Raw genomic sequence first — 20512 nt, 5'->3', positions numbered from 1 at the left:
ACTTTTAAGTCTTTCTTAAAGGATGAAAAAGACTCGATCTAAGTTATAGTTAAAATATAAAGAAAAAAGTGCTTTCGCACGTTTTTGTCTATGGGATTGATCTGCTGTACAGTTTGCCTTCTAGGGCCATCTTGTACATTTCAGCAACATATGGATTTTCACCTGGTGTTTCTGCACCGAGTTCGACAAGTCTAGCATAGACTCTGACCACGTATGCAAGTGCGCCCATAAAGGCGACTACTACACCCATGTTAAACATCCAATGGTTTGGTACTGCAAAGATTTCTTCTACAAACCAAAAGTGCCACATCTCATTTACTCCAATGGTAAACATGGTTGCCAAGTAACCTAGAATAGTCATCTTAAGACCGGTGTTCATAGAGTTATTTGGACCTCTGAGAATTGGTACTTTTCTATCATAGATTGCAACTGAACCCCATCCAAGTGGTAGAGCCACGAAGTGGGAGTATAGCCACCAGTGTGCTGGTGTAAATGCACTATCTCTAATAGAGGTTTGATGTAAAGATCCATCAACGAAGTTGTCTACTTCGACAGATGCTGCAGTAGAACCCATAGCGATGACGATAAGCCAGATTTTCTTCAGTCTCTGGATTTCGACTTCTTTTGGGATTAATGCGGGCATTTGTGCCATAGGTACAGTGTGTTGCCATCTGAATATAAAGTAAGAGTTCTAATTCTGAGTTTTTTTGTAAATTTCTTTTATTAAATTATGACTAAACTTGTAATTTTATGTAATTTTACAATAAAAAATTATAGAAATAATATCAGTTAAGAAATGCATTTGAATGATAATCATTAATGATAATCAATAAAACTATTCTTAGATCTCCCACATCAAGGTAAAACATATAACGACGTATGTTACCTCACTGAGTAATTAACGGGATAACTATGGTCGATAAAAAACTAATTGTAGTCGGACTCAGCGTCGTTTTAGCACTGGGAACCGTTGGATTCAACTGGGTTGAATCTATCCTTCCAACCGCTGAAGCACACGGAGTTCAAGCACAACTGCAGAGTCGTTTCGTTAGAATTGAAGATGAAACCTTCAATCGACAATCACTACAAACCGGAGAAACATTAACTGTACAAGGAAAGTTAGTTAGTCTTGTAGAAAGAGACCTTAGAGGATGGCTCTCAATATTCTCTGAATCAACCAATGCTGGAAACAGATGGGAGATTCTAGCAAGAGATCCACCAGGTAACGTCTTTGACCTAGGAGGCAACAACGTACTAGATTATGCAATCTCTGCAAAAGCACTTGAGCCAGGAGTATACCACGTACACACCCAACTCAACGTAGCACAAGTAGGTCCAGGACTTGGTCCAGGACAAACAGTAGTAGTCGAGGGAGATCCAATCATCAAACCGATCCCATATACCAACATCGCATATCAATCAATAATCATTGGTGTTGGCTATGTCATCACATTCGCGACACGACCCTGGCAAGTTATCTAAAATCCCTTCTTTCCTTTTCCTTTTCTAGTACATCATAGATTTATCTATCAAAGTCTCATTTTGAAAAAGTGACCAGTTTCAGAATTACAAAATTAGACATGCATCAGAGTTATTTTGTTGGAAAGGTAGAATCAGCAGGAAAAGAATTCAGCATAAATGTTCAGGATCAAAGAAGAGGTAAAGTGCTCAAAATGCCAATTAAACCACACTCAAAAAAACACCGATTTTTAGTCAGGTTCACAGGGAAAGAAGACATCTTTGTTGAGGACTATTTACCATACATTGGAGAATCTGAATGGCTTGAGATTGACTCTGATGAGATAGTATTTGCACTTGCAGATAAACAGGATGAATTTGACACAATAGAGATTGTAGATGAATAGAATCATAGAAACGACTTTAAAGAATTTCAAGAGAGATAAGACATGATTTGGCCAGGGATGGGGGATCCCACAAAGCGAAAAAAAACGCTCAAGTTTTTGGGTTTGACAGCAGCCATTGGGATGTCGGTTTTTTTGGCAGGCAGTCTCATTCAGGGTCAGCTTAGTCAAGGCGACCCGCTAAAGGCATGCATCAATGATAGAAACACACCATACAAGATCAAGGCAACCTTAGAGCTTTATGTTGATAAACAGAAGGCAGACATTCCTGCAAACATTGGTTTTGTTGAGGGAGAATGTCAAAGGTCACTATATACAATTACAGACGATGGAACAATTTATGCAGAGTGGGAAGAAGAGTACCCATTTGAGATTGGTCACTTTCTATGGTCATGGGACTTTCCGTTAAGAGATATGGAACAGTCAAAATCAAGAATTCTAGTTAATGGTGTAGAGTCACCAAACTTCATTCACTCCCCGTTAGTTGAAGGATATCACTACAGGGCAGAGTTTACATCAAAGGCATATGATGAATCAAAAGACAAGGACTTTTTGCCACCCGAGTTACAACCATAAATCAGAATTCTATAGAATCGTCTAAGTCCGTTTCTAAAAATAATGAAAAGAAGAAAAAGGTAATTTTACCAATACTTGCCGTTATCTGGAATTAGACCGATACCTTCTCTTTCAAAGTGTCTATCCAATTCGTCGACCCATCTCTCACGGTTGTCTTTGTATCCCCATCCGTGAACACGTAACCAGAAGGAAACGATAGCCAGAAGGAATATCGTAAACATTATGGTTCCGAAGATGTAAATCATAACGTCATAGAACAATGGGTCATAGTTAGGTCCCAGTTGTCCTGTTATTGTTGACAAGATACTGAGGAATGTGCCCAATATAGGAGTCATTGAATATCGAACGATATTTCTGCGATATATACATTTCCTTCATTCTCAAAAAGGACGAGATCAGCACATGATATAGAAAAATCTAATAAAATAAGAGAAAAGAGGTTTTGTTTATCCTCTACCTTGAGCGGCGTATTTACCAGATCTTCCTCTAATGAATAGAGCGCCTGCAATGCCACCAAATACTGCTGCAGAAATTGCAGAAGCACCAATTACACCGCTAGCATCAAGATATGGAGTTCCTGAACCGCTGGCAGGGTTTTCCTGTACTGCCTCGATTCTTCTTCTTTGAATCTCGAGGGCTTCTTCTAAAGTGTATTTTCCAGTTTGTCCTTCGTCTCCAACATTACCCATGTATTGAGCATAAGCAACGCCAGTCATTCCCATGCTTCCGAAGGCAATTACTGCCAAAACACTTGCGAATAGTATTGTCTTAGTCATACCGTTTACCTGTTGGTGAGATGTCTATTATACTTATTTAACTTTTATTCTTAGACCCAGATCCAGGAATTTTGTTCGATAATCGCAGTAAGTAACGTTTAATTCTCTTCTAAAGTCTGCCAGAATATGGGACGACTGCACACTCACAGACATGGAAGATCTCACTCTATCAGACCGGTAACTGTAAGAGCTCCATCCTGGATTACTCAGAGCTCAAAAGAGGTTGAAGAGTTAGTTGTAAAGTATGCAAAAGAAGGTCTCGCCCCGAGTCAGATAGGCATCAAGCTTCGCGATCAATATTCTATTCCATTAACAAAACCAATCACTCAAAAATCTGTAACAAAAATTTTGGAGGAAAACAAGATGCTTCCAGAACTTCCTGAAGACTTGAACAATATTGTTAACAAGGCGGTAGGATTACAAAAACACCTCAAAGCAAACAAAGGAGATCATAGAAACGTTAGATCATTAGAGTTAATCGAAGCCAAAGTTCACAGGCTGGCAACTTATTACAAAAGAATAGGTCGAATTCCCAAAAACTGGAAATATAAATCCGTGGTAGCTCAATTAGAGTAATGGGAAAAAGCCTAAGCGAATCATTATCTAGTTTTAACGATAAAATTTCAGATTGCATTAAAACAAACAAATCCATTGTTGTTACTACCCACATAGATTGTGACGGATTAACATCAGGAAGTATTATCACTAAAGCCCTCATCAGAGCAGGAGCAAAATGTACAGTTAGAACATCAAATGAGTTTAGTCAAAATGTTATTTCTGGAATGAAAAGAGATTCTAGAGATTTTCACATTGTAACAGACCTTGGAGGAGGATTTGCAGATGAGCTTGATGCGGCATTAAGTGACAATTGGTTTGTTATTGATCATCATCAAATTTCTGATGAAGAGATGGACAACGAGCGAGTAATTAACGCATGGAAGTACGGCATAGATGGAGGAGTAGAGATTTGCGCAGGAGGGATGACTTACTTGGCTTCCATGGCACTTGATGAGAAAAACTCAGATCTTGCAGGAGTGGCGGTGGTTTCAGCTTTGGGGGACAGACAGGATCAGGGAGAGAAAAAATCATTCATAGGAAAAAACTCTGAGATTGTAAAAGTAGCCAAAGAACAAGGTTTGGTAGATGTGGACTTGGATTTGTTACTAGTTGGCAGAGAGACAAGGCCATTGCCTGATGCATTGGCATTTACCTCACAGCCATTTATTGAAGGACTAACTTGGAATAGAGATGCCTGCTTATCATTACTAAATTCATCAGGAATCAAACTCAAAGAAGGCGGAAGATGGAGAGTTCCTGCAGAATTATCAGAGGATGAAAAAAGAGCAGTAATAGAATCAATTACAAAATTTACCTCAGGAAAAAATGCAACTGATATAATGGAGGAATTGATTGGGTATACCTACACTTTTCCTAGAGAAGATAAGATGAGTTTTTTGAGGGATGGCAGAGATTTTTCAACAATGCTAAATTCATGTGGAAGGATTAGCAGGGCAGGTGTTGGAATAGCCATTTGTATGGGAGATCGAAACAGAATGCTAAGAGAGGGTGAAACTATTCTTACAGAGTATCGAAAGATGATAAGAAATTACATGAATGTTTTAGCCAATGAAAGATGGAGAATTTCTGAAAGCCAATCATGTGTTATGGTCAATGGGGAAGGAATAGTGCCAGAAACAATGACAGGTACAATCTCATCGCTAATTGCAGGTTCTCCAAAGAATGCTGGAAAGATAGTCATTTTGAGAACTAATGGAGAAGAGGGCACGATAAAATTCTCTTCTAGAAAATCTATGGGTTGTAAATCAGAAGTAAATCTAAGCTTACTCATGAGAAACGGTGCAGAAAAATTTGACGGAGTAGGTGGAGGACATGATGCAGCAGCAGGTGCAAAAATAACTAAAGACAAATTGGATGGATTTTTGGACTATTTGGAATCAAATGTCATTAACGTGCAGATTACAGATAACTCTGGATAATATTTCAGCCCAAAAGGCAGAGGCAATCAAAAAGGCTTTAGAGCCAGACAATGTAGATTTTCCAGAAAACTTGACTCTAAAAATTGAAAATATTGATAACAAACTTGTTTTTGATTTCCAAAGTCAGAATAACATGAAAAGTATGATTGCCTCTGTTGATGAAGTTTTAGACCATGTTCAAGTGATTCTCAAAGTGATAGAGTGATGCTAGACCCAAAATTTATCAGAGAAAACGTAGAAGAGATTCGCTCGATGTTAGAATCCCGTTGTGTGAATTTTGATCTAGAAAAATTATTAGATTCAGATCAGAAAAGACGTGATTTCATAATCAAAACTGATGAGCTGCGACAAAAGAAAAACCAAGTTGCATTACAAATAGCTCAAAAGAAAAAATCAGGAGAAGATGCATCAGGAATTCTCAATGAGATGAAGGCAGTTTCTGAAAAACTTGCAAAATTGGAGATAGAGCAAAATGAAGTAGAAATGGATTTTGCCAAACTCGCATACACTATTCCAAATTTAATTCACGAGTCAGTACCTAAAGGAAAAGATGAAACTTCTAATAAAGAAATCAGAGTTTGGGGCAACCCGCCAAAATTTGATTTTAAGATTCATGATCATATAGATATTTCAGCAGATTTGGATCTTGTAGATTTAGAGAGAGCAGCAAAGGTAGCAGGGGCCAGATTTTATTATTTGAAAAATGATCTAGTGAGATTAAATCAAGCATTGATTAATTACGCATTGGATTTTCTTAACAAGAAAAACTATTCACTAATTCAGCCACCATACATGATTAAAAAAGAATCAATGGAAGGCGCAGTAATCTCTGAGGACTTTGAGGATGTAATATACAAAATTCAAGATGAGGACCTATACCTTATAGGCACATCAGAGCATGCAATGGCTGCGATGCACTCAGGTGAGATCATGGATGGAAATACTTTACCAATCAGATATGCGGGAATCAGCCCATGTTTTAGAAAAGAAGCGGGTGCACATGGAAGAGATCAGAAAGGAATTTTCCGAGTTCACCAATTTGAAAAGATTGAGCAGTTTGTATTTGCAAGGCCAGAGGATTCATGGAAAGAACATGAGCGAATGCTATCTATTGCAGAAGAATTTTACCAAAGTTTAGAAATTCCACATAGAGTTATGTTGCTTTCAAGTGCAGATATGGGAAAAGTTTCAGCAAAGACATATGATATTGAAGCTTGGATGGCAGGACAAAATTCATTTCGAGAGATCGTATCTTGCTCTAATTGTCTAGATTATCAAGCAAGACGCCTAAAGATAAGATTTAGAGATAAGACTAATGAAGACACACAATTTCTTCATACACTGAATAGTACGTTGGTGGCAACCTCTCGAGTTTTAGTTTCTTTATTGGAAAATTTCCAAACAAAAGATGGACATGTTACCATTCCAAAAATTTTAAGAAATTATATCGGCAAAGATTCAATTTAATAACATACCCTTATATTTTGGATTCAAAGGTCGGTTACTAATTGGCACGAAGAAAGACTAAGGTTAAGGACAAATGGAGAGAGAAAAAATGGATTACCGTATTAGCTCCAGATTCATTTAACAATGTTCCAGTAGCCTATGTTCCTATTACTGATGAGGAAAATGCAGTGGGCAGAGTCTTTGAGGTTACATTATTTGATATTCTAAAGGGAGATCCATCACAACACCAATACAAGATGTATTTCCAGTTACACAAAATTCAAGATGATAAAGCGACAACTATCTTCAAAAGATACGAGTATGCAAAAGAATTTTTACGAAGTCTCGTTAGACGAGGTTCCTCAAAAATCAATTTCATTATTGATGCAAAGACCAAAGACGGTCATGTTTTCAGGTTAAAGGTTTTAGCACTAACACACAGGCAGTTAAACACATCTAGAAAACATGCTTTAAGATTGATTGCAAAGGATGTAATAGAAAAGACAGTACCTCAAATGACAATAGACCAATTTGTTCAAGCAACATGTTATGGAAAGATTAACTCTGATATTATGGCAGCAGCAAAGAAGCTAATCAGAATGAGACATGTTGGACTAGAAAAAGTCAAACTTGTAAGAACTGCTGAAAAGGAAGTAGCATTACTTCAAGCCTAAATATTAAAAAACATCCTACTTAGAGATGGGAAACAAAACTGAAGTTACTATTGATGTAATTATCCACGCAACTGAGGACATGGTAAAATTTCAGGAAACCTTTGAAGATGTCTTTTTGATAACTCCAGAGGAGTTTTCTGTTCAGATTGTTTCAGGGCATTATGATAATCCAATTTCTATAATGACTACAAAAATTGTTAAAGAACAGGCAATGAATTTTGTAAATACCATAACTTCAATGATGAGTAAAGAACAGATGGATGTGATCATTTCAAATCTTGATTCCATGATTGATAATTCTACACTTTATTTGAGAATCAGCAAACAAGATTTTGTGGAAAATAAAATTACGTTTCAAGAGAAGAATGCAATAAAGATAAAAATTTACACTCCAATATATTCGAAAAAAAATACTATCAAAGCATTTACTGATTTGCTCAAAAAATCCATCTAGATTAAATAGGAAAACACACATTCTATTTTTTGGGAATGAGGAAATAACAGCCGCTCCAGTCTGAGCAGCGCAAGCTTTGAAGATGCCGCGACGAACCGACCCAATTTTAGATCCGTAAAATCAAGATTGTTTTAAATACCGATGAACGAGGGGATGTTTGTGGCCGATTATGATGTCATCATAGCTGGAGGAGGATTAGCAGGAACAATTGCTGCTCAATCAGTATCTCATTATTCTAAACAAGGACTAAAAATTCTAGTTGTTGACAGAAACTCTAGTTTTCTACCAGGCAGAAAAAGTGTAGGAGGATGGATTTGTGGTGATGCAGTAAGCAAAGAAGCTGTAGACTACATGTCAGAAAGAATCAAGGTGAATTGGACGGATCCAGAGATCGAACACAAAGTAAAAGGAGTCATGGCATTTTCTCCAAACAGAGAAACATCAATTCCTTTTGATGGGGACGGTTACATGTTAAATCGTCAAAAACTCCCAGAAAGGCAAAACGAGCGTTCCATGAAAATGGGAATAAACTTTGATTTTGAGGTTAATCTTACGGGTCTAATTTATGATGGAAGTCAAGTAGTTGGCGTTCAAGGAGTTGACAATAAAAATAAGCAACCTTACAAAAAAACTGCAAAGATAGTGATTGATGCAACTGGAATTACATCAATGCTTAGAAATCAAATTCAAAACACAACAAAAATCGAAAGAAAGGTAGACAGAAGAGATGTAGAATCCACAGGAAGGCACATTATGTATTTTGAAAATGGTGAAGAAGACCTATCAGAATTTGACCCAGATTATTGTATCATACATTTAGATCAAGATATCGCACCAGGTGGATATGGTTGGGTATTTCCAAAAGGCAAAAACAAAGTAAACATCGGTCTCGGCGTTGAAAAAACTCTTCTAGATAAACGAAACAAGCGCTTAGGAAAAAATGACAACGTGTCGATGTTGATTGATCAATATGTAGCACGAAACAGAGCTATCAAAAATCCCAAACTTTCAACTGATCCAGAAGATAAGAATAATGCAACTGGAAATTTTCAGGTGTCAGTTAGAAGACAAAACGACTGTCTAGTAGCAAATGGATACATGCTGGTGGGAGATGCTGCATGGATGCCAAAACCATTAGATGCTGGAGGTATCGGTCCTGCATTAGTAGCTGGCACAATTATTGGAAAATGTGCTGTAGAGGCAATTCAAAAAGGAGACGTTACGGAAAAAGGACTGTGGAATTATAATAAAGAATTCATCAACGAATATGGATACAAAACTGCAGGTCTTGAGGTATTTAGAAGATTAATTCAGACATTAACAAATGAACAGATTGACTATGGAATGAAACACTTTTTGGGAAACTTGGATGTTGAAGCAATTTCCAAAGGGGAGCACCCAGACTTTAGTGCACTTGGAAAACTTGGAATGATTATCAGAGGAGCACTTAACAAAAAATTAGCTGACGGCCTAAAATTTACTACACAGCAAAACAGATGGTTAACAGAACATTATTACAATTATCCAGATTCACCTGAAGGATTTGCAGATTGGAGTCAAAAATTACACAAAGTTCTTGATGAATCCAATGCCAAACTAGAACAATTCCAAAACTAAGACTTATTTGTAAATTAAAAAATCCATCTTGTAGATGCTACAAGAAGCAAGTTACTTAGATTGGAATGATTCTTTTAAAATTTTGAACAAGGCGTACGAATCAGGATTGTTTGTTTTAATTATTGGTCCAAAGGGAACAGGAAAGACTACTCTGGTAAGGGATTTTGCAAAGAGTAAATCAGTCCCATTAGAATCAATTAACTTTAGCCTTAGAACAAGAGAGAGTCATTTGGTTGGAACTAAAACACTCAATGAGGGTTCAATAGGATTTGATGAGGGAATACTAATCAAGTCAATGAGGGAGGGAAACATACTCTATCTTGATGAGCTAAATTCTGCAGAAGCAGATGTCCTTTTGAGATTAGATGAAGCCCTAGATGATAGACGACAAATTGTGCTAAAGGAATCCACTGGAGAAGTTGTCAATGCAAAAGAAGGGTGGTTTGTTGTTGCTACCATTAATCCCTTAACTCATGTTGGAACAAAAGAACTTCCACCTCAACTACTCAGTAGATTTCCAGTCAGAATAAGATTAGAATATCCTCCAGAGGAAATTGAACTAGAAATAATAAAAAAATATGTTTCAGGATCACATCAAGATTCCTTAAAGCAGGGGATAAAATTAGCCAATACATTACGTCAAGCTGCTGCAGTTGAAGAATTGTATTATTCTCCAAGTTTGAGAGAGAGTATTGCATTTGGAAAGATGCTAGATTCTGGAGTAACCCCAAAAGAAGCTGCAAACATTGTTTTTGGTAACGTGTATGCCCAATGGGGAAATGTGGAATATCAAAAAGTAAGCGACATCATTACCTCCATGTTTGGTAATTAGATGCAATCATTACAAATTAGAAATGATTCTCTTGTTGAGATAGCAACCTTTCTAGCAAGACGGTGGTCTGAAAAAGAAAACATCACAGTAGAATTTTCAGACAAAAGTGAAACAAAGACCCTACTAAGAGAAAGTAGAATCATCTTAGTACCATTTGAGAAATTAAGTGGGGATGATTTTCAAAGATATAGGCAATTTAGAACTGCTCTTTGGTATGAATCAATGAGAGTGAAACTGTGTAAGAAGATTCTCAGTAATGATCATGCGTTTGGTTTTATTCTCAATACTATTGAAACAAGAAGGATTGAGCTTTTAGGAAGAAAGATTTGGAAAGGAATGGATGAAGAATTAATTTTCAATTATGCCTTCATGTGGAATTACAGACCCATGCTAAACACAGTATATGGAAAAGCAAGAATGGTAGAAGCACTCTATCAATATTTTTTATTTGGGGATGTAAAAGGAGAAATCCAACCTAGTCATCTTGAGAGAATTAAGAAAGCCTCTTCATTCGCGTCTGAAATTCTACAGTATGCAATGAAAAATGATCTCGATACAAATTGGTTAGAAACAAAAATTCCTGAAATAATAAAAATTCTTGATATTGATTCATTGATGACTATACCAGTTGCATTACCATGGATAAAACCAGGAATGGCCCTTACAGAAGAAGAATTACTAAAAGCTTTGATCAAAGTTTCAAAAAATCGGGAAAGTGATTTTGGAAAAATTGATCATGAGGCTGCATTTCGTGGAAAAAATATTTTTGAGGAATACAAGGTTCTCTTGGAAGAAAATAAAAAAAATCAAAATAAAGGATTGGGCACAGAAACGATTGGAGTTAAAATCCCATCCCAAACAAATGTTGATGAAACAACAATCTATGATTTGGATTTAATTAATAATCTAAAAATTCGATTCAAAGATTGGAAATCTGGTTGGAAAGAACAACATCTGAAAGCAGGCGATGAGTTTGATGAGGAAACATACATTGAAGGGCATGAGCCATTTTTTACTGATCAAAAAAAGATAATAAAAACAAAAATTGTAATCTTGTTAGATCATTCATCAAGTATTTCCTCTCAACAATTAGAATACAAAAAGGCAACCTTAGCTTTATGTGAAGTATTATCTTATTTGAAAATTAATTTTTCTGTTTATGCATTTAGTACCGTGGATAAAGCGGTGATGTGTTGGTTAGTAAAACCTGATAATATGAAGTGGAATAACATATGTGCAAAACGGCTTACTCAAATTATTGCAAACGGCGGAACTCCACTTGCCGAAGTATATGATAAAATGTATTCTGTATTACAATCAAAGAGACCAAACGTTTTTTTGACTTTAACTGATGGAGAGCCATCAGATCCTAATGCTGTACGTTCCATGATTAAATCATTCAAATCAATGGGAATCAAGATGGTTGCACTAGGATTAGGTCCAAACACTGTTGGTGCAACAATTATTGCAAGCAATCTCAAGCGCTTGGGTTATGAAAGAACTTTGGCAGTCAGTAGACTAAATGATATTCCAAACAGAGTTCTGTCTGTTTTACAGGAGCAATAATTTTTTTATCAAAACTCTTAGCTTGTGAAAAAAAACCACATCTAGATATTTATTGAAGGGATCTAAAATCACCACATGGGACTATTCAACAGGAACAAGAATTTGGAATTAGCAACTGTATGTAAAATATGCGGAATGGAATTTTCAGATTCTGAAAGAACATTCAGGCATATGGTAAAGGCTCATTCAAAGCCTCGCAAGAGCAAAGGTTAGAAGTAATTTTCAATTAAGTAAGTTCTAAATTTAGCTAGAAATGTAGGTTTTTCATGGCCGAAGTTGACACAAAGCTTCTTGAACGATTTAAAGAAGAGATTTGGAGTAAAGTTCCTCATCTAGATGAACAGGGTCATAAAGTCATCAATGCGACTCCTCTAGTCAATCTAACAGAGGATTTGAAGGAATGTGCAAAAAGCGTCTTTAAACTCAACTTATCAGACAAGGATCTGAACATTTATGGTAAATTTGATTCTAAATTACCAACAGGCTCTATCAAAGTAAGGCCAGCAGTACACATTATGTATAATGCGATAATGGCAGGTCAACTCAAGAGTGGTCAAACAGTAATAGAGGCAACATCGGGCAATTTTGGAATAGCTTTAGGGCAATTATCAAAGCTTGGATTAACAGTAGTTGCTCTAGTATCAAGAAAATTACAAGAAGGTGTTTTCAAGGAATTAAGAAATGAGAAAATTCGAATCATGGATTTAGATATGGATATCTGTCCTGCTCCAGGAATGAAAGATAATCCAAATGTTTTAGCAGCAAAGGCAACTGCAGCAAACATTCGTTCACAATTAGTAGAATTAGGTTTTGATCCTGCACCATTTGATAATGCAAGTAAAGAGATTGAATCACTTTTAGCTGCACAAGATATTATTAATTTAGCAAAGTTTCTTGCAAAGATATACGGATTATTTTGTCCAGAGCAGTATGATAATCAGCAAAATATAGAAGTTCATCGTACCATCACTGCCCCCGAGATTGACCAGCAATTACATGAAGAGGGAAAATCACTTGGGGATTATCAAGTTGTTTGTTCTTTTGGAACAGGCGGTACATCAGGGGGTATCAGTAAATACATTTCAGAAAAATATGGCAAAAAATCAGTTCACGTTGTATTTCCTCCAGCAGGTCAAGATGTTGCAGGAATTAGAACAAAAGACAAAGCATCAGGTTTAACATTGTTTCAACCTGACATTTATGCAGGACAGTATGAAATAGATTTTGAGCAGGCAAAACATCTCCTAAAATTTTTTGTTGACAAAGGATATGATATTGGTGAGAGTAGTGCACTTGCATTATATGCGGTAATCCAAATGGCAAATTTTGGAAGTGTAGGAAATTTTGTGGTAATCATTGCTGATGGAATTGACAAATATAGAAAACACTTTGAAGAAATGTCAAAAAATCAAAAACGAACTCAGATTACTCTACAAGAAGCAGCATCACAAATTGATAATTACGATAAAATCATCTGGGTACACACTCAATATACCCCAAAAGAAGAAGGAGTAGAAATTATTGCCAAATCCCTCGGGGTAGATAAATCGAAGATTGTAGTGCCTAAAGCTAGAACAATTGGAGAATTACTTCAAACACAGCAGATCCCTGAAGAATTAAACAAAGAATTGAATGGTTCCAAGGGAAAATCATTATTGGTCTGCATGGCAGGAAATACTTCACTGATGGCAGTCAACGTTCTTGCAAGCAAGGGCGTAGTAACAGAAAGTTTGACTGGAGGAATTACAAATTTGCCTGAAGGTAGAGGTAGAAACCCTGGTGAATATATCAAAGCAGCAACTGAATAAAACTTGAAGTGTCTTTCAGTCTCTCAACCGTTTGCAGAATTAATTATTTCGGGAAAAAAAACTATAGAGTTACGTAACTGGAATACAAATTTTCGCGGGGAGTTTTTAATCCATGCACCAATTAAGATAAAAAAAGAAGATTATAGGCGGTTGAAAATAACTAAACTACTACCAAGAGGAGTCATCGTAGGTAAAGCTGAACTTTACGATGTAAAAAAATATGAGTCCACTTCAGAATTAAAAAAAGATTACAATTGTCATTTTGCTAAAAATATTCAGAACAAAAAATATGGTTTTTTGTTAAAAAATCAAAAAGCATTTCGGATTCCAATTCCATTTAAAGGTAAATTAGGTTTTTTCGAAGTGAAACTCCCTAAGAACAAAATCAATGACAAAGCTATAGAAGCAGACATTATTGATGAAGAATATAGATATCAATGGATAGGGCATCATTAGATAGGAAAATTTTTTGAAGTATCACCATGTGTATATAAAGGGGCTTTCTAAATGAGCAACGATTGCCCCAGACCAAGCCTATTGTCAGTGTAGAAAATGTTGTAGCATCTGCATCTGTTGATCAAAAAATTGATCTTATTGAAGTTACAAAAAAATTTCCAGATACGGAATACCATCCTGAACAATTTCCAGGATTAGTATTTAGATTAAAAAATCCAAGAACGGCCACATTAATTTTCAGAACAGGTAAAATGGTTTGCACAGGTGCAAAATCTGAAGAAATGGCTGTTAAAGCAGTTAGAACTGTAGTTCAAAATCTTAGAAAAAACGGAATAAAAATTAAAAATGATGCAGTAATTGTAGTTCAAAATATAGTTGCTGCCATAAATTTAGGTGGTAAAATTCACTTAGAGAGAGCAGCAAGGGTTTTACCACGAAGCATGTATGAGCCAGAACAATTTCCGGGCTTAATTCATAGAATGGTAGACCCTAAAACTGTGATTCTTTTGTTTGCATCAGGAAAACTAGTATGCACAGGTGCAAAAAAAGAGGCTGATGTTTATCGTTCAGTACATAATTTACATGCATTACTTGAAGAAAAACAATTAATGATCTATGGAGAATAGTAGGATATACATTTTAGAGGAATATAAAAATGGAAATCTCAATTGAACCTTGGAAGAAATTAGTTATTCATGAAGTCATTGAATACAAGTTTGATGATTGGGTTAAACAAATAGCATTTAGTAGTAGAACATCAGGTGGTGGAATACCCACAATGCAATGGGCAAATGGAATTGTTTTTTCACCATTAAATTTTCCTACAACAAATGTAATAATGGAAGAACAGTTGAAGGGCACACTACATTGGTCATCAGTATCTTTTGCAATTAAGGAAAAATTTGAAAAACAGATAGTAAGTGAAAATGCAACAATAAATTTAGTAGATGTTAGTGCAAATGATATATTCAATAAGTTAGCTGATGATTTAAAATCTCGCTCAAAATATAAAATTAAATAAATTATTTTTTAATGTTTATTGAGACTTCTTCTTCTGATTGTCCATCATCTGCAGAAATAGTATACTTTCCAGAATCTTCCCAACCAGATCCCCCAGCAATCAATAGAGTAGAATAAGTGCCATCACTCTTTGTTGTAACATCCTCAGACCACACCAGGTTTCCCTGTGTGTTTCTAATCGATAAAGAAACTTTGGAAGTAGATGAATCAGTGCTTCCAGAAATAGAAATGATATCTTCAATTTCATATGAAGGTGAATCGGTATCTATGATTAATCCAGATACTTTTTGTGTAACTTTTGGTGCAGGTATTTCTTGTGGTCCAGTGTCATCAAATTCAAATTGCGAAACTCCTACAATCAATATTATTGCCAAAGCAACTGCTCCAATTCCAAAAGCAATTTTTGTTGTTTTAGGATTTGATTTTGATACGAATATGGGTTGTTTTTTGATGACAGGTTTTGATATTGGTTTTTCTAGAGAACTAGTTTGTTTGGACGATTCAATAGGTTTTCTTATATTTTCTTTTTTTGGATCTTCAAATTTTGGTCTTAGATGAGTTTCTACTAATTTTCTCACATAATCTCGCTCATAAACTGAAATGACTTCATTTCTTTCTGCAGCCCTCTTAATTCGCTCTAAGATTTTAAAATCTCCTTTTTCTAAATTAATCAGTTCGTTTACATCATCTAGGATTGTATCGAGCATGTAATTCAAAATAGATAAACAAGAATGCCTTGTTTAACGTTTCTAAGAAAAGATTAGACACAAAACCAATTTTTTAGATTATAAATGAAAACTATTGAGGATAAATTTTTCGTGCTTGAATAATTACAGTCCTCATGTAATCTTTTGCTGTAGAATCAGAAACACCCATCTGTTTTGCCCTTTTGAATAATTCTCGCTCAGTAGGATTTTGCAGGTAATATTTCAATAGATGATTTAATCTATGAGAACGCTTTTCGTCACTTTTCATAATTATAGTCAAAAGATGGAACTAAAAAGCAGACTGTATTATGATATAACCTTGTGATCGTCATCGGAATTCTTCTGATATTGTTAAAAGATTATGAAAAATCTTTAGCAGCAGACTATTTATTTGAAGTTTAAAATATGAGAATGAAAAAATGGATACCATGAGAAAAGAGTTCGTTGTAAAGAGTATTGATGCTGCACCAGATGGTGCTCCGTATGTAATAGTATCATTATCATCTGCAAAAGAGCTAAAAGAAGGAATTCAGCCGCAATCACCTTTCGGCCCCAAAGTCATGGGATTTAGCAACATGAATGATATGATGAAAGATCTAAACAAAATGTTTTCAGGAATGGGAGGAATGCCAGGGGGAGTTACATCAATAAAAATGGACATGCATGAATACAAACAGATGAATTTATCAGTTGGAGATAAAGTATTCTTAGAGCTGTCAAAAGCTGAATCATCAGGCGTTTAAGAAATTTTCTAGATACTAATATTTTGATTTGTATTCTTTAATTTTTCCCAATCTGCAAGAAAATTTTTCAAGCCAATATCTGTAAGAGGATGCTTTAGCATTTTACCCAATACATCAGGAGGCAAGGTTACAACATCTGCACCTATTTTGGCAGCTTCAACAACATGAAGAGGATGTCTCACACTTGCAACAAGAATTTGAGTTTTAAAAGAGTAATTTTTAAAAATGTCTTTTATTTCTCTGATCAAATTCATGCCATTATGACCAATATCATCTAATCTTCCAATAAATGGACTAACGTATTTTGCACCAGCTTTTGCAGCTAAAACTGCTTGATTGGAAGAAAATATCAAAGTTACATTAACAGGTATTCCTTCATTTGTTAATGACTTGCAGGCTTTTAGTCCATCAGCAGTCATTGGGCATTTTACAACAACATTGTCACCGTACTTTCTTAGTTTATGTCCCTCATCCATCATTCCTTGAAATTCTGTACTAACAACTTCAAGAGAGACATCACCTTTGATTATTCTAGTAATCTCATCCATTGCTTTTTTTGGATCTCCTCCCTCTTTGGATAACAAGCTAGGATTGGTAGTAATGCCATCCAATAGTCCCATGTCATTATATTTACGAATTGATTCTAAATTTGCAGTATCCAGAAAAATTTTCATTGGTTTCTCCTGATTTCTTTGACAGTATTTGCTATATTAAAAGATGTGATACCATGTTTTTCTAATAATAGTGGTATTTCTTCATCTCTACATGATTCACCAAATTTGTCTTGTGCACCAATTCTTTTGATTTTAACAGGATATCTTTCTGAAACAACTTCAGATACTGCTGAACCTAAACCGCCAAAAATATTATGCTCCTCACAAGTAACAATTGAACCTGTTTCCCTTGCTGCTTTTTCTAGTAAATCAGCATCAATAGGTTTTATCGAGAAGAGATCCAAAACTCTACACGAAATACCATCATGCTGGAGTTTTTCAGCTGCATCTAATGCCATTTTTACTGTGATTCCACAAGCTGCAATAGTGCAATCTGAGCCATCACGTAAAGTAATTCCCTTACCAATTTGAAATTCTTGAGAGTCTGAATGAACAACAGGAGTTTTTGAGCGAGCTAGTCGCATATAGAATGGACCATACTGTTGAGACATAATTTTTGTAAGATTCGAAACAGCAATGGTATCGGCAGGAATGAATACACGCATGTTAGGAATAACTCGCATAATTGCAATGTCTTCTATTTGTTGATGAGAACCTCCGTCAGCACCTACTGAAAGTCCTCCATGTGAAACGACTAGTTTCACATTTAGTCCTTTTTTGTCCCCACGTGTAGGATATGCAATAGCATTACGTATTTGATCAACAGCTCTACCAGGAACAAAAATTGCATATGTACTTGCAAAGGAGATTTTTCCAGAGATTGCAAGTCCGGCAGCAACTGAAACTAAATTTGCCTCAGCTATTCCAACATTAAAAAATCTATTTGGGAATTCTTTGCCAAAATCTGCAGTTTTCAAAGAATCAGTTGTGTCAGCACCTAAAACGACAACGTTAGGGTTAGATTTTCCAATTTCGATAATTGTCTTACCATACTCAGTACGCATATCAGTCATTTGTACACTCATAGGAAGCCTGCCTCCGTTGCAATTTTCATTAGCTGTTGTTTCTTTTCTCCAATTTTATGAAGATCTATCCATTTTTTGACAAGTTCTGTTCCACCTAGGTCATTTGCTTTTTTTAGTAAAAGTTTTCTTCTTGCAAGTAATGTTGTATTTCTAAATTCGGTTATAACTCCACGAACATCTTGTTGCCCAATAATTGCACTACCACCTACAAAAATTCTAGCACCATCATGAAAACAGGAGCCAATATTGTCTAAAGTGACACCACCATCGGCCTCAATATAGCCTTGAAAATTATTTTGTTCTAAAACAGAGTTGATTTGATTCATTTTTTCATGGGTTGATTCAATATACTTTTGACCTGATTTTCCTGGTACAACGGACATGACGATTAGTTGATCTAGTGTAGGTAGAAATTTGTAAGACCAATTTGGAATATCAGTGTCTGGATTTATGGCAAGTCCAACTCCAACTTGATTTTGTTTTAGGTAATCATGAATTTCACCAAAACTTGATTCATCACATACTTCTGCATGAACAGTGATAATATCACTACCAGCATCAACATAATTCTTGATTTGTTTTCCTGGATCATTAATCATCAAATGAGTGTCAAAAGGAATCACAGTTAATGGCCGTAATTCTTTAATTTTTGTATAATCAAAGGTCTTGTTTGGTACAAATTGTCCATCCATCACATCAAGGTGAATGTAATCTGCTCTGCCATGAACACACCTTTTCACTTCGTTTTCTAAATTAGACATATCTCCTGCAATAATTGATGGTGCTATCATAAATTGACAATCAAGTTCTGTATCAATAATTGGTGCAATGTCAGGATCTGCTGCTTTGCCATGCCATTGAGGATTATCCTCCATATGCTCTACACCTTTTCCTTTGATAGTTCTTGCAATGATAATTGAGGGCAATCCTTTGGTTGAAGTTGCTTTTTTTATCGCATTGTCAATTTGCTCAATACGGTGTCCATCAATTTCAATTACATTCCATCCAAATGAACGCCATTTATCACCGGTTTTCCATCTTGATGCATCTTTCCACATCTCAGAAAGGTTATCACCAACTAATTCTTCATCAAGGGGCATAACTTTTTCTGTGTAAGAATCCTGTTGGATAAAATTACGATCTAAAATGGCAGTCAGATTATCAACCTTGTATTTTGAACCAGTCATTGCAGCCTCCCATACTTGTCCTTCATCTGTTTCGCCATCACCCATAATTGTAAAAATCCTAGTATCCTTTCCATCAATTTTAGCAGCCATTGCTGACCCAATCGAAAATGACAGTCCGATTCCTAAAGAACCACCACAAAATTCTACACCAGGACATTTTAGGTCAGGATGTCCCTGTAATTTGCTTCCAAATTTTCTTAGAGTCAGTAATTCAGATTCATCGAAATATCCTGCTACAGCTAAATTAGAGAATAAACCAGGTGCTGCGTGACCTTTTGATAAAATCAGTTTATCTCGTTCTTCCCATTGTGGGTTTTTTGGATCATGACGTAAATACTTGAATAAAATCACACCTACAATTTCTGCCATAGAGAAAGAACCTCCAGGATGTCCTGAACCAGCAGAAGTTGTACCTTGAATGACAAGTTTTCGGGCCTTTCTAACGTTTTTTTTGATTTGATAATAATTTAGGCCCATACTTGGTTCGATTTTCATTCAAATTGAATAAAAATCTACTTCTACAAACAATAGTCTTTGGATATATCATAGACGTTGTTTTGAGAAATTAAAGAACTTACTTCGAAATAGGATTATTCAGGTTTCATGTTGGCTGACATTTTCCATTAATTGGCTTCCAACTTTTACCCTTTAGTGATTTGCACTTGTTCTTACTTATCCGTCTTCCAATAATTTCGCCTTTGCATTCGAGTAATTCATAACATGTACCTAATTTTTCAATAATTTTCTTTTTAGGCTGTGGATGGACGGAGGATGTAGCAGAAACAGTTGTGTTAATACGTTTTAATGATCTAGATGGAGAAATTTTTGATACTTTAGCAATTTTTGATCGTTTTGAGATACTTGGCTTGTTAATTTTTGGAATTGTTGGTCGTTTTGATGACATAGTATTTCTACAATATTGAATTATTAAAATTATAATAGAAGAAAAGATGATCGCAGATTTTTTTTAACTAAAAAAAATTAACTAAAGCTCAGCTTGTATTCTTGTTTCTAATTTAAAGAGTTATCAAAATTCCATAGTTTAATGGCAAGTGCTAAAAGAACTGTAAAAAAAGCAGCTCGTAAAGTAAAACGTACAGCTAAGAAAGCAGCAAAGACTACAAAAAGAAAAACAAAGAAGACTGCTACAAA

At 35.6% G+C, this 20512-nt stretch carries 25 protein-coding genes; 17 read left to right on the top strand and 8 right to left on the bottom strand.

Features of this window, described 5'->3' with window-relative positions:
* Positions 1 to 88: 88 nt before the first annotated feature.
* Positions 89 to 652, bottom strand: coding sequence for a methane monooxygenase/ammonia monooxygenase subunit C (locus C6988_RS01125; RefSeq protein ID WP_182132747.1), 564 nt, complete (start codon positions 650 to 652; stop codon positions 89 to 91).
* 260 nt (positions 653 to 912) lie between these two features.
* Between C6988_RS01125 and C6988_RS01120 the strand changes: the two genes are divergently transcribed.
* The 3 genes from C6988_RS01120 (at position 913) to C6988_RS01110 (ending at position 2438) form a co-directional block, all read left to right on the top strand.
* The gene (locus C6988_RS01120) at positions 913 to 1482 is read left to right on the top strand and encodes a methane monooxygenase/ammonia monooxygenase subunit B (RefSeq protein WP_182132745.1); all 570 of its coding nucleotides are present in this window, start codon (positions 913 to 915) and stop codon (positions 1480 to 1482) included.
* Between the two features lie 68 nt (positions 1483 to 1550).
* Entirely contained in the window at positions 1551 to 1865 is a 315-nt protein-coding gene (locus tag C6988_RS01115) for a hypothetical protein (protein ID WP_182132743.1), read from the top strand.
* 42 nt (positions 1866 to 1907) lie between these two features.
* Complete coding sequence (locus C6988_RS01110; protein ID WP_182132741.1) at positions 1908 to 2438, top strand: hypothetical protein; 531 nt, start codon at positions 1908 to 1910, stop codon at positions 2436 to 2438.
* A 446-nt stretch (positions 2439 to 2884) separates the two neighbouring features.
* Here the strand turns inward: C6988_RS01110 and C6988_RS01105 are convergent, their stop codons facing one another.
* Positions 2885 to 3214, bottom strand: coding sequence for a hypothetical protein (locus tag C6988_RS01105; RefSeq protein WP_182132739.1), 330 nt, complete (start codon positions 3212 to 3214; stop codon positions 2885 to 2887).
* Positions 3215 to 3340: 126 nt separating this feature from the next.
* On the opposite strand from C6988_RS01105, the gene C6988_RS01100 reads away from it, so the two are divergent.
* The 13 genes from C6988_RS01100 to C6988_RS01040 all read left to right on the top strand — a co-directional run bounded on the left by C6988_RS01100 (position 3341) and on the right by C6988_RS01040 (position 15085).
* On the top strand, positions 3341 to 3790 hold the full coding sequence (locus tag C6988_RS01100) for a 30S ribosomal protein S15 (RefSeq protein ID WP_182132737.1): 450 nt from the start codon (positions 3341 to 3343) through the stop codon (positions 3788 to 3790).
* Positions 3790 to 5211 carry a RecJ family nuclease gene (locus tag C6988_RS01095; protein WP_182132735.1) on the top strand — a complete coding sequence of 474 codons (1422 nt, stop codon included), beginning with the start codon at positions 3790 to 3792 and terminating at the stop codon, positions 5209 to 5211. Before C6988_RS01100 ends, C6988_RS01095 begins: the two co-directional genes overlap by 1 nt.
* Complete coding sequence (locus C6988_RS01090; RefSeq protein ID WP_182132733.1) at positions 5174 to 5416, top strand: KEOPS complex subunit Pcc1; 243 nt, start codon at positions 5174 to 5176, stop codon at positions 5414 to 5416. Before C6988_RS01095 ends, C6988_RS01090 begins: the two co-directional genes overlap by 38 nt.
* Positions 5416 to 6678, top strand: coding sequence for a serine--tRNA ligase (serS, locus tag C6988_RS01085; protein WP_182132731.1), 1263 nt, complete (start codon positions 5416 to 5418; stop codon positions 6676 to 6678). The genes C6988_RS01090 and serS overlap by 1 nt, the downstream gene beginning before the upstream one ends.
* A gap of 41 nt (positions 6679 to 6719) precedes the next feature.
* On the top strand, positions 6720 to 7331 hold the full coding sequence (locus C6988_RS01080; RefSeq protein ID WP_182132729.1) for a 30S ribosomal protein S3ae: 612 nt from the start codon (positions 6720 to 6722) through the stop codon (positions 7329 to 7331).
* 25 nt (positions 7332 to 7356) lie between these two features.
* The gene (locus tag C6988_RS01075; protein ID WP_182132727.1) at positions 7357 to 7785 is read left to right on the top strand and encodes an RNA-binding domain-containing protein; all 429 of its coding nucleotides are present in this window, start codon (positions 7357 to 7359) and stop codon (positions 7783 to 7785) included.
* A 159-nt stretch (positions 7786 to 7944) separates the two neighbouring features.
* A complete protein-coding gene (locus tag C6988_RS01070; RefSeq protein ID WP_182132725.1) occupies positions 7945 to 9402 on the top strand; it encodes an NAD(P)/FAD-dependent oxidoreductase in 1458 nt (485 codons plus the stop codon).
* A 34-nt stretch (positions 9403 to 9436) separates the two neighbouring features.
* Positions 9437 to 10234 (top strand): AAA family ATPase, encoded by a 798-nt coding sequence (locus tag C6988_RS01065; RefSeq protein WP_182132723.1) that lies wholly within the window; start codon positions 9437 to 9439, stop codon positions 10232 to 10234.
* Positions 10235 to 11800, top strand: a complete 1566-nt coding sequence (locus tag C6988_RS01060) for a vWA domain-containing protein (protein WP_182132721.1) — start codon at positions 10235 to 10237, stop codon at positions 11798 to 11800. It begins immediately after the preceding gene.
* A gap of 266 nt (positions 11801 to 12066) precedes the next feature.
* Positions 12067 to 13608, top strand: a complete 1542-nt coding sequence (locus C6988_RS01055) for a pyridoxal-phosphate dependent enzyme (RefSeq protein WP_182132719.1) — start codon at positions 12067 to 12069, stop codon at positions 13606 to 13608.
* Positions 13609 to 13611: 3 nt separating this feature from the next.
* On the top strand, positions 13612 to 14064 hold the full coding sequence (locus tag C6988_RS01050) for an ASCH domain-containing protein (protein ID WP_182132717.1): 453 nt from the start codon (positions 13612 to 13614) through the stop codon (positions 14062 to 14064).
* A 62-nt stretch (positions 14065 to 14126) separates the two neighbouring features.
* Complete coding sequence (locus tag C6988_RS01045) at positions 14127 to 14690, top strand: TATA-box-binding protein (protein ID WP_182132715.1); 564 nt, start codon at positions 14127 to 14129, stop codon at positions 14688 to 14690.
* Positions 14691 to 14719: 29 nt separating this feature from the next.
* Positions 14720 to 15085 (top strand): hypothetical protein, encoded by a 366-nt coding sequence (locus C6988_RS01040; protein ID WP_182132713.1) that lies wholly within the window; start codon positions 14720 to 14722, stop codon positions 15083 to 15085.
* Between the two features lies 1 nt (position 15086).
* On the opposite strand, the gene C6988_RS01035 is transcribed toward C6988_RS01040, so the two are convergent.
* Positions 15087 to 15791 carry a hypothetical protein gene (locus C6988_RS01035; protein WP_182133263.1) on the bottom strand — a complete coding sequence of 235 codons (705 nt, stop codon included), beginning with the start codon at positions 15789 to 15791 and terminating at the stop codon, positions 15087 to 15089.
* 91 nt (positions 15792 to 15882) lie between these two features.
* A complete protein-coding gene (locus C6988_RS01030; protein WP_182132711.1) occupies positions 15883 to 16059 on the bottom strand; it encodes a hypothetical protein in 177 nt (58 codons plus the stop codon).
* A gap of 160 nt (positions 16060 to 16219) precedes the next feature.
* Here C6988_RS01030 and C6988_RS01025 point away from each other — a divergent pair, with 160 nt between their 5' ends.
* Positions 16220 to 16534 carry a hypothetical protein gene (locus C6988_RS01025; protein WP_182132709.1) on the top strand — a complete coding sequence of 105 codons (315 nt, stop codon included), beginning with the start codon at positions 16220 to 16222 and terminating at the stop codon, positions 16532 to 16534.
* A gap of 8 nt (positions 16535 to 16542) precedes the next feature.
* Here the strand turns inward: C6988_RS01025 and fsa are convergent, their stop codons facing one another.
* From fsa to C6988_RS01005, 4 genes are all read right to left on the bottom strand, one after another.
* Positions 16543 to 17208 (bottom strand): fructose-6-phosphate aldolase, encoded by a 666-nt coding sequence (gene fsa / locus C6988_RS01020; protein ID WP_182132706.1) that lies wholly within the window; start codon positions 17206 to 17208, stop codon positions 16543 to 16545.
* Positions 17205 to 18161 carry a transketolase family protein gene (locus tag C6988_RS01015; RefSeq protein ID WP_182133261.1) on the bottom strand — a complete coding sequence of 319 codons (957 nt, stop codon included), beginning with the start codon at positions 18159 to 18161 and terminating at the stop codon, positions 17205 to 17207. The genes fsa and C6988_RS01015 overlap by 4 nt, the downstream gene beginning before the upstream one ends.
* Positions 18162 to 18169: 8 nt before the next feature.
* Positions 18170 to 19837, bottom strand: coding sequence for a ribulose-phosphate 3-epimerase (locus C6988_RS01010; RefSeq protein WP_182133259.1), 1668 nt, complete (start codon positions 19835 to 19837; stop codon positions 18170 to 18172).
* A gap of 124 nt (positions 19838 to 19961) precedes the next feature.
* Positions 19962 to 20264, bottom strand: a complete 303-nt coding sequence (locus C6988_RS01005; RefSeq protein ID WP_182132704.1) for a hypothetical protein — start codon at positions 20262 to 20264, stop codon at positions 19962 to 19964.
* Positions 20265 to 20512: the final 248 nt, after the last annotated feature.

The organism is Nitrosopumilus sp. b1, from assembly GCF_014078545.1.
Taxonomy (GTDB): domain Archaea; phylum Thermoproteota; class Nitrososphaeria; order Nitrososphaerales; family Nitrosopumilaceae; genus PXYB01.
This window is presented reverse-complemented; position numbering and strand designations above follow the sequence as displayed.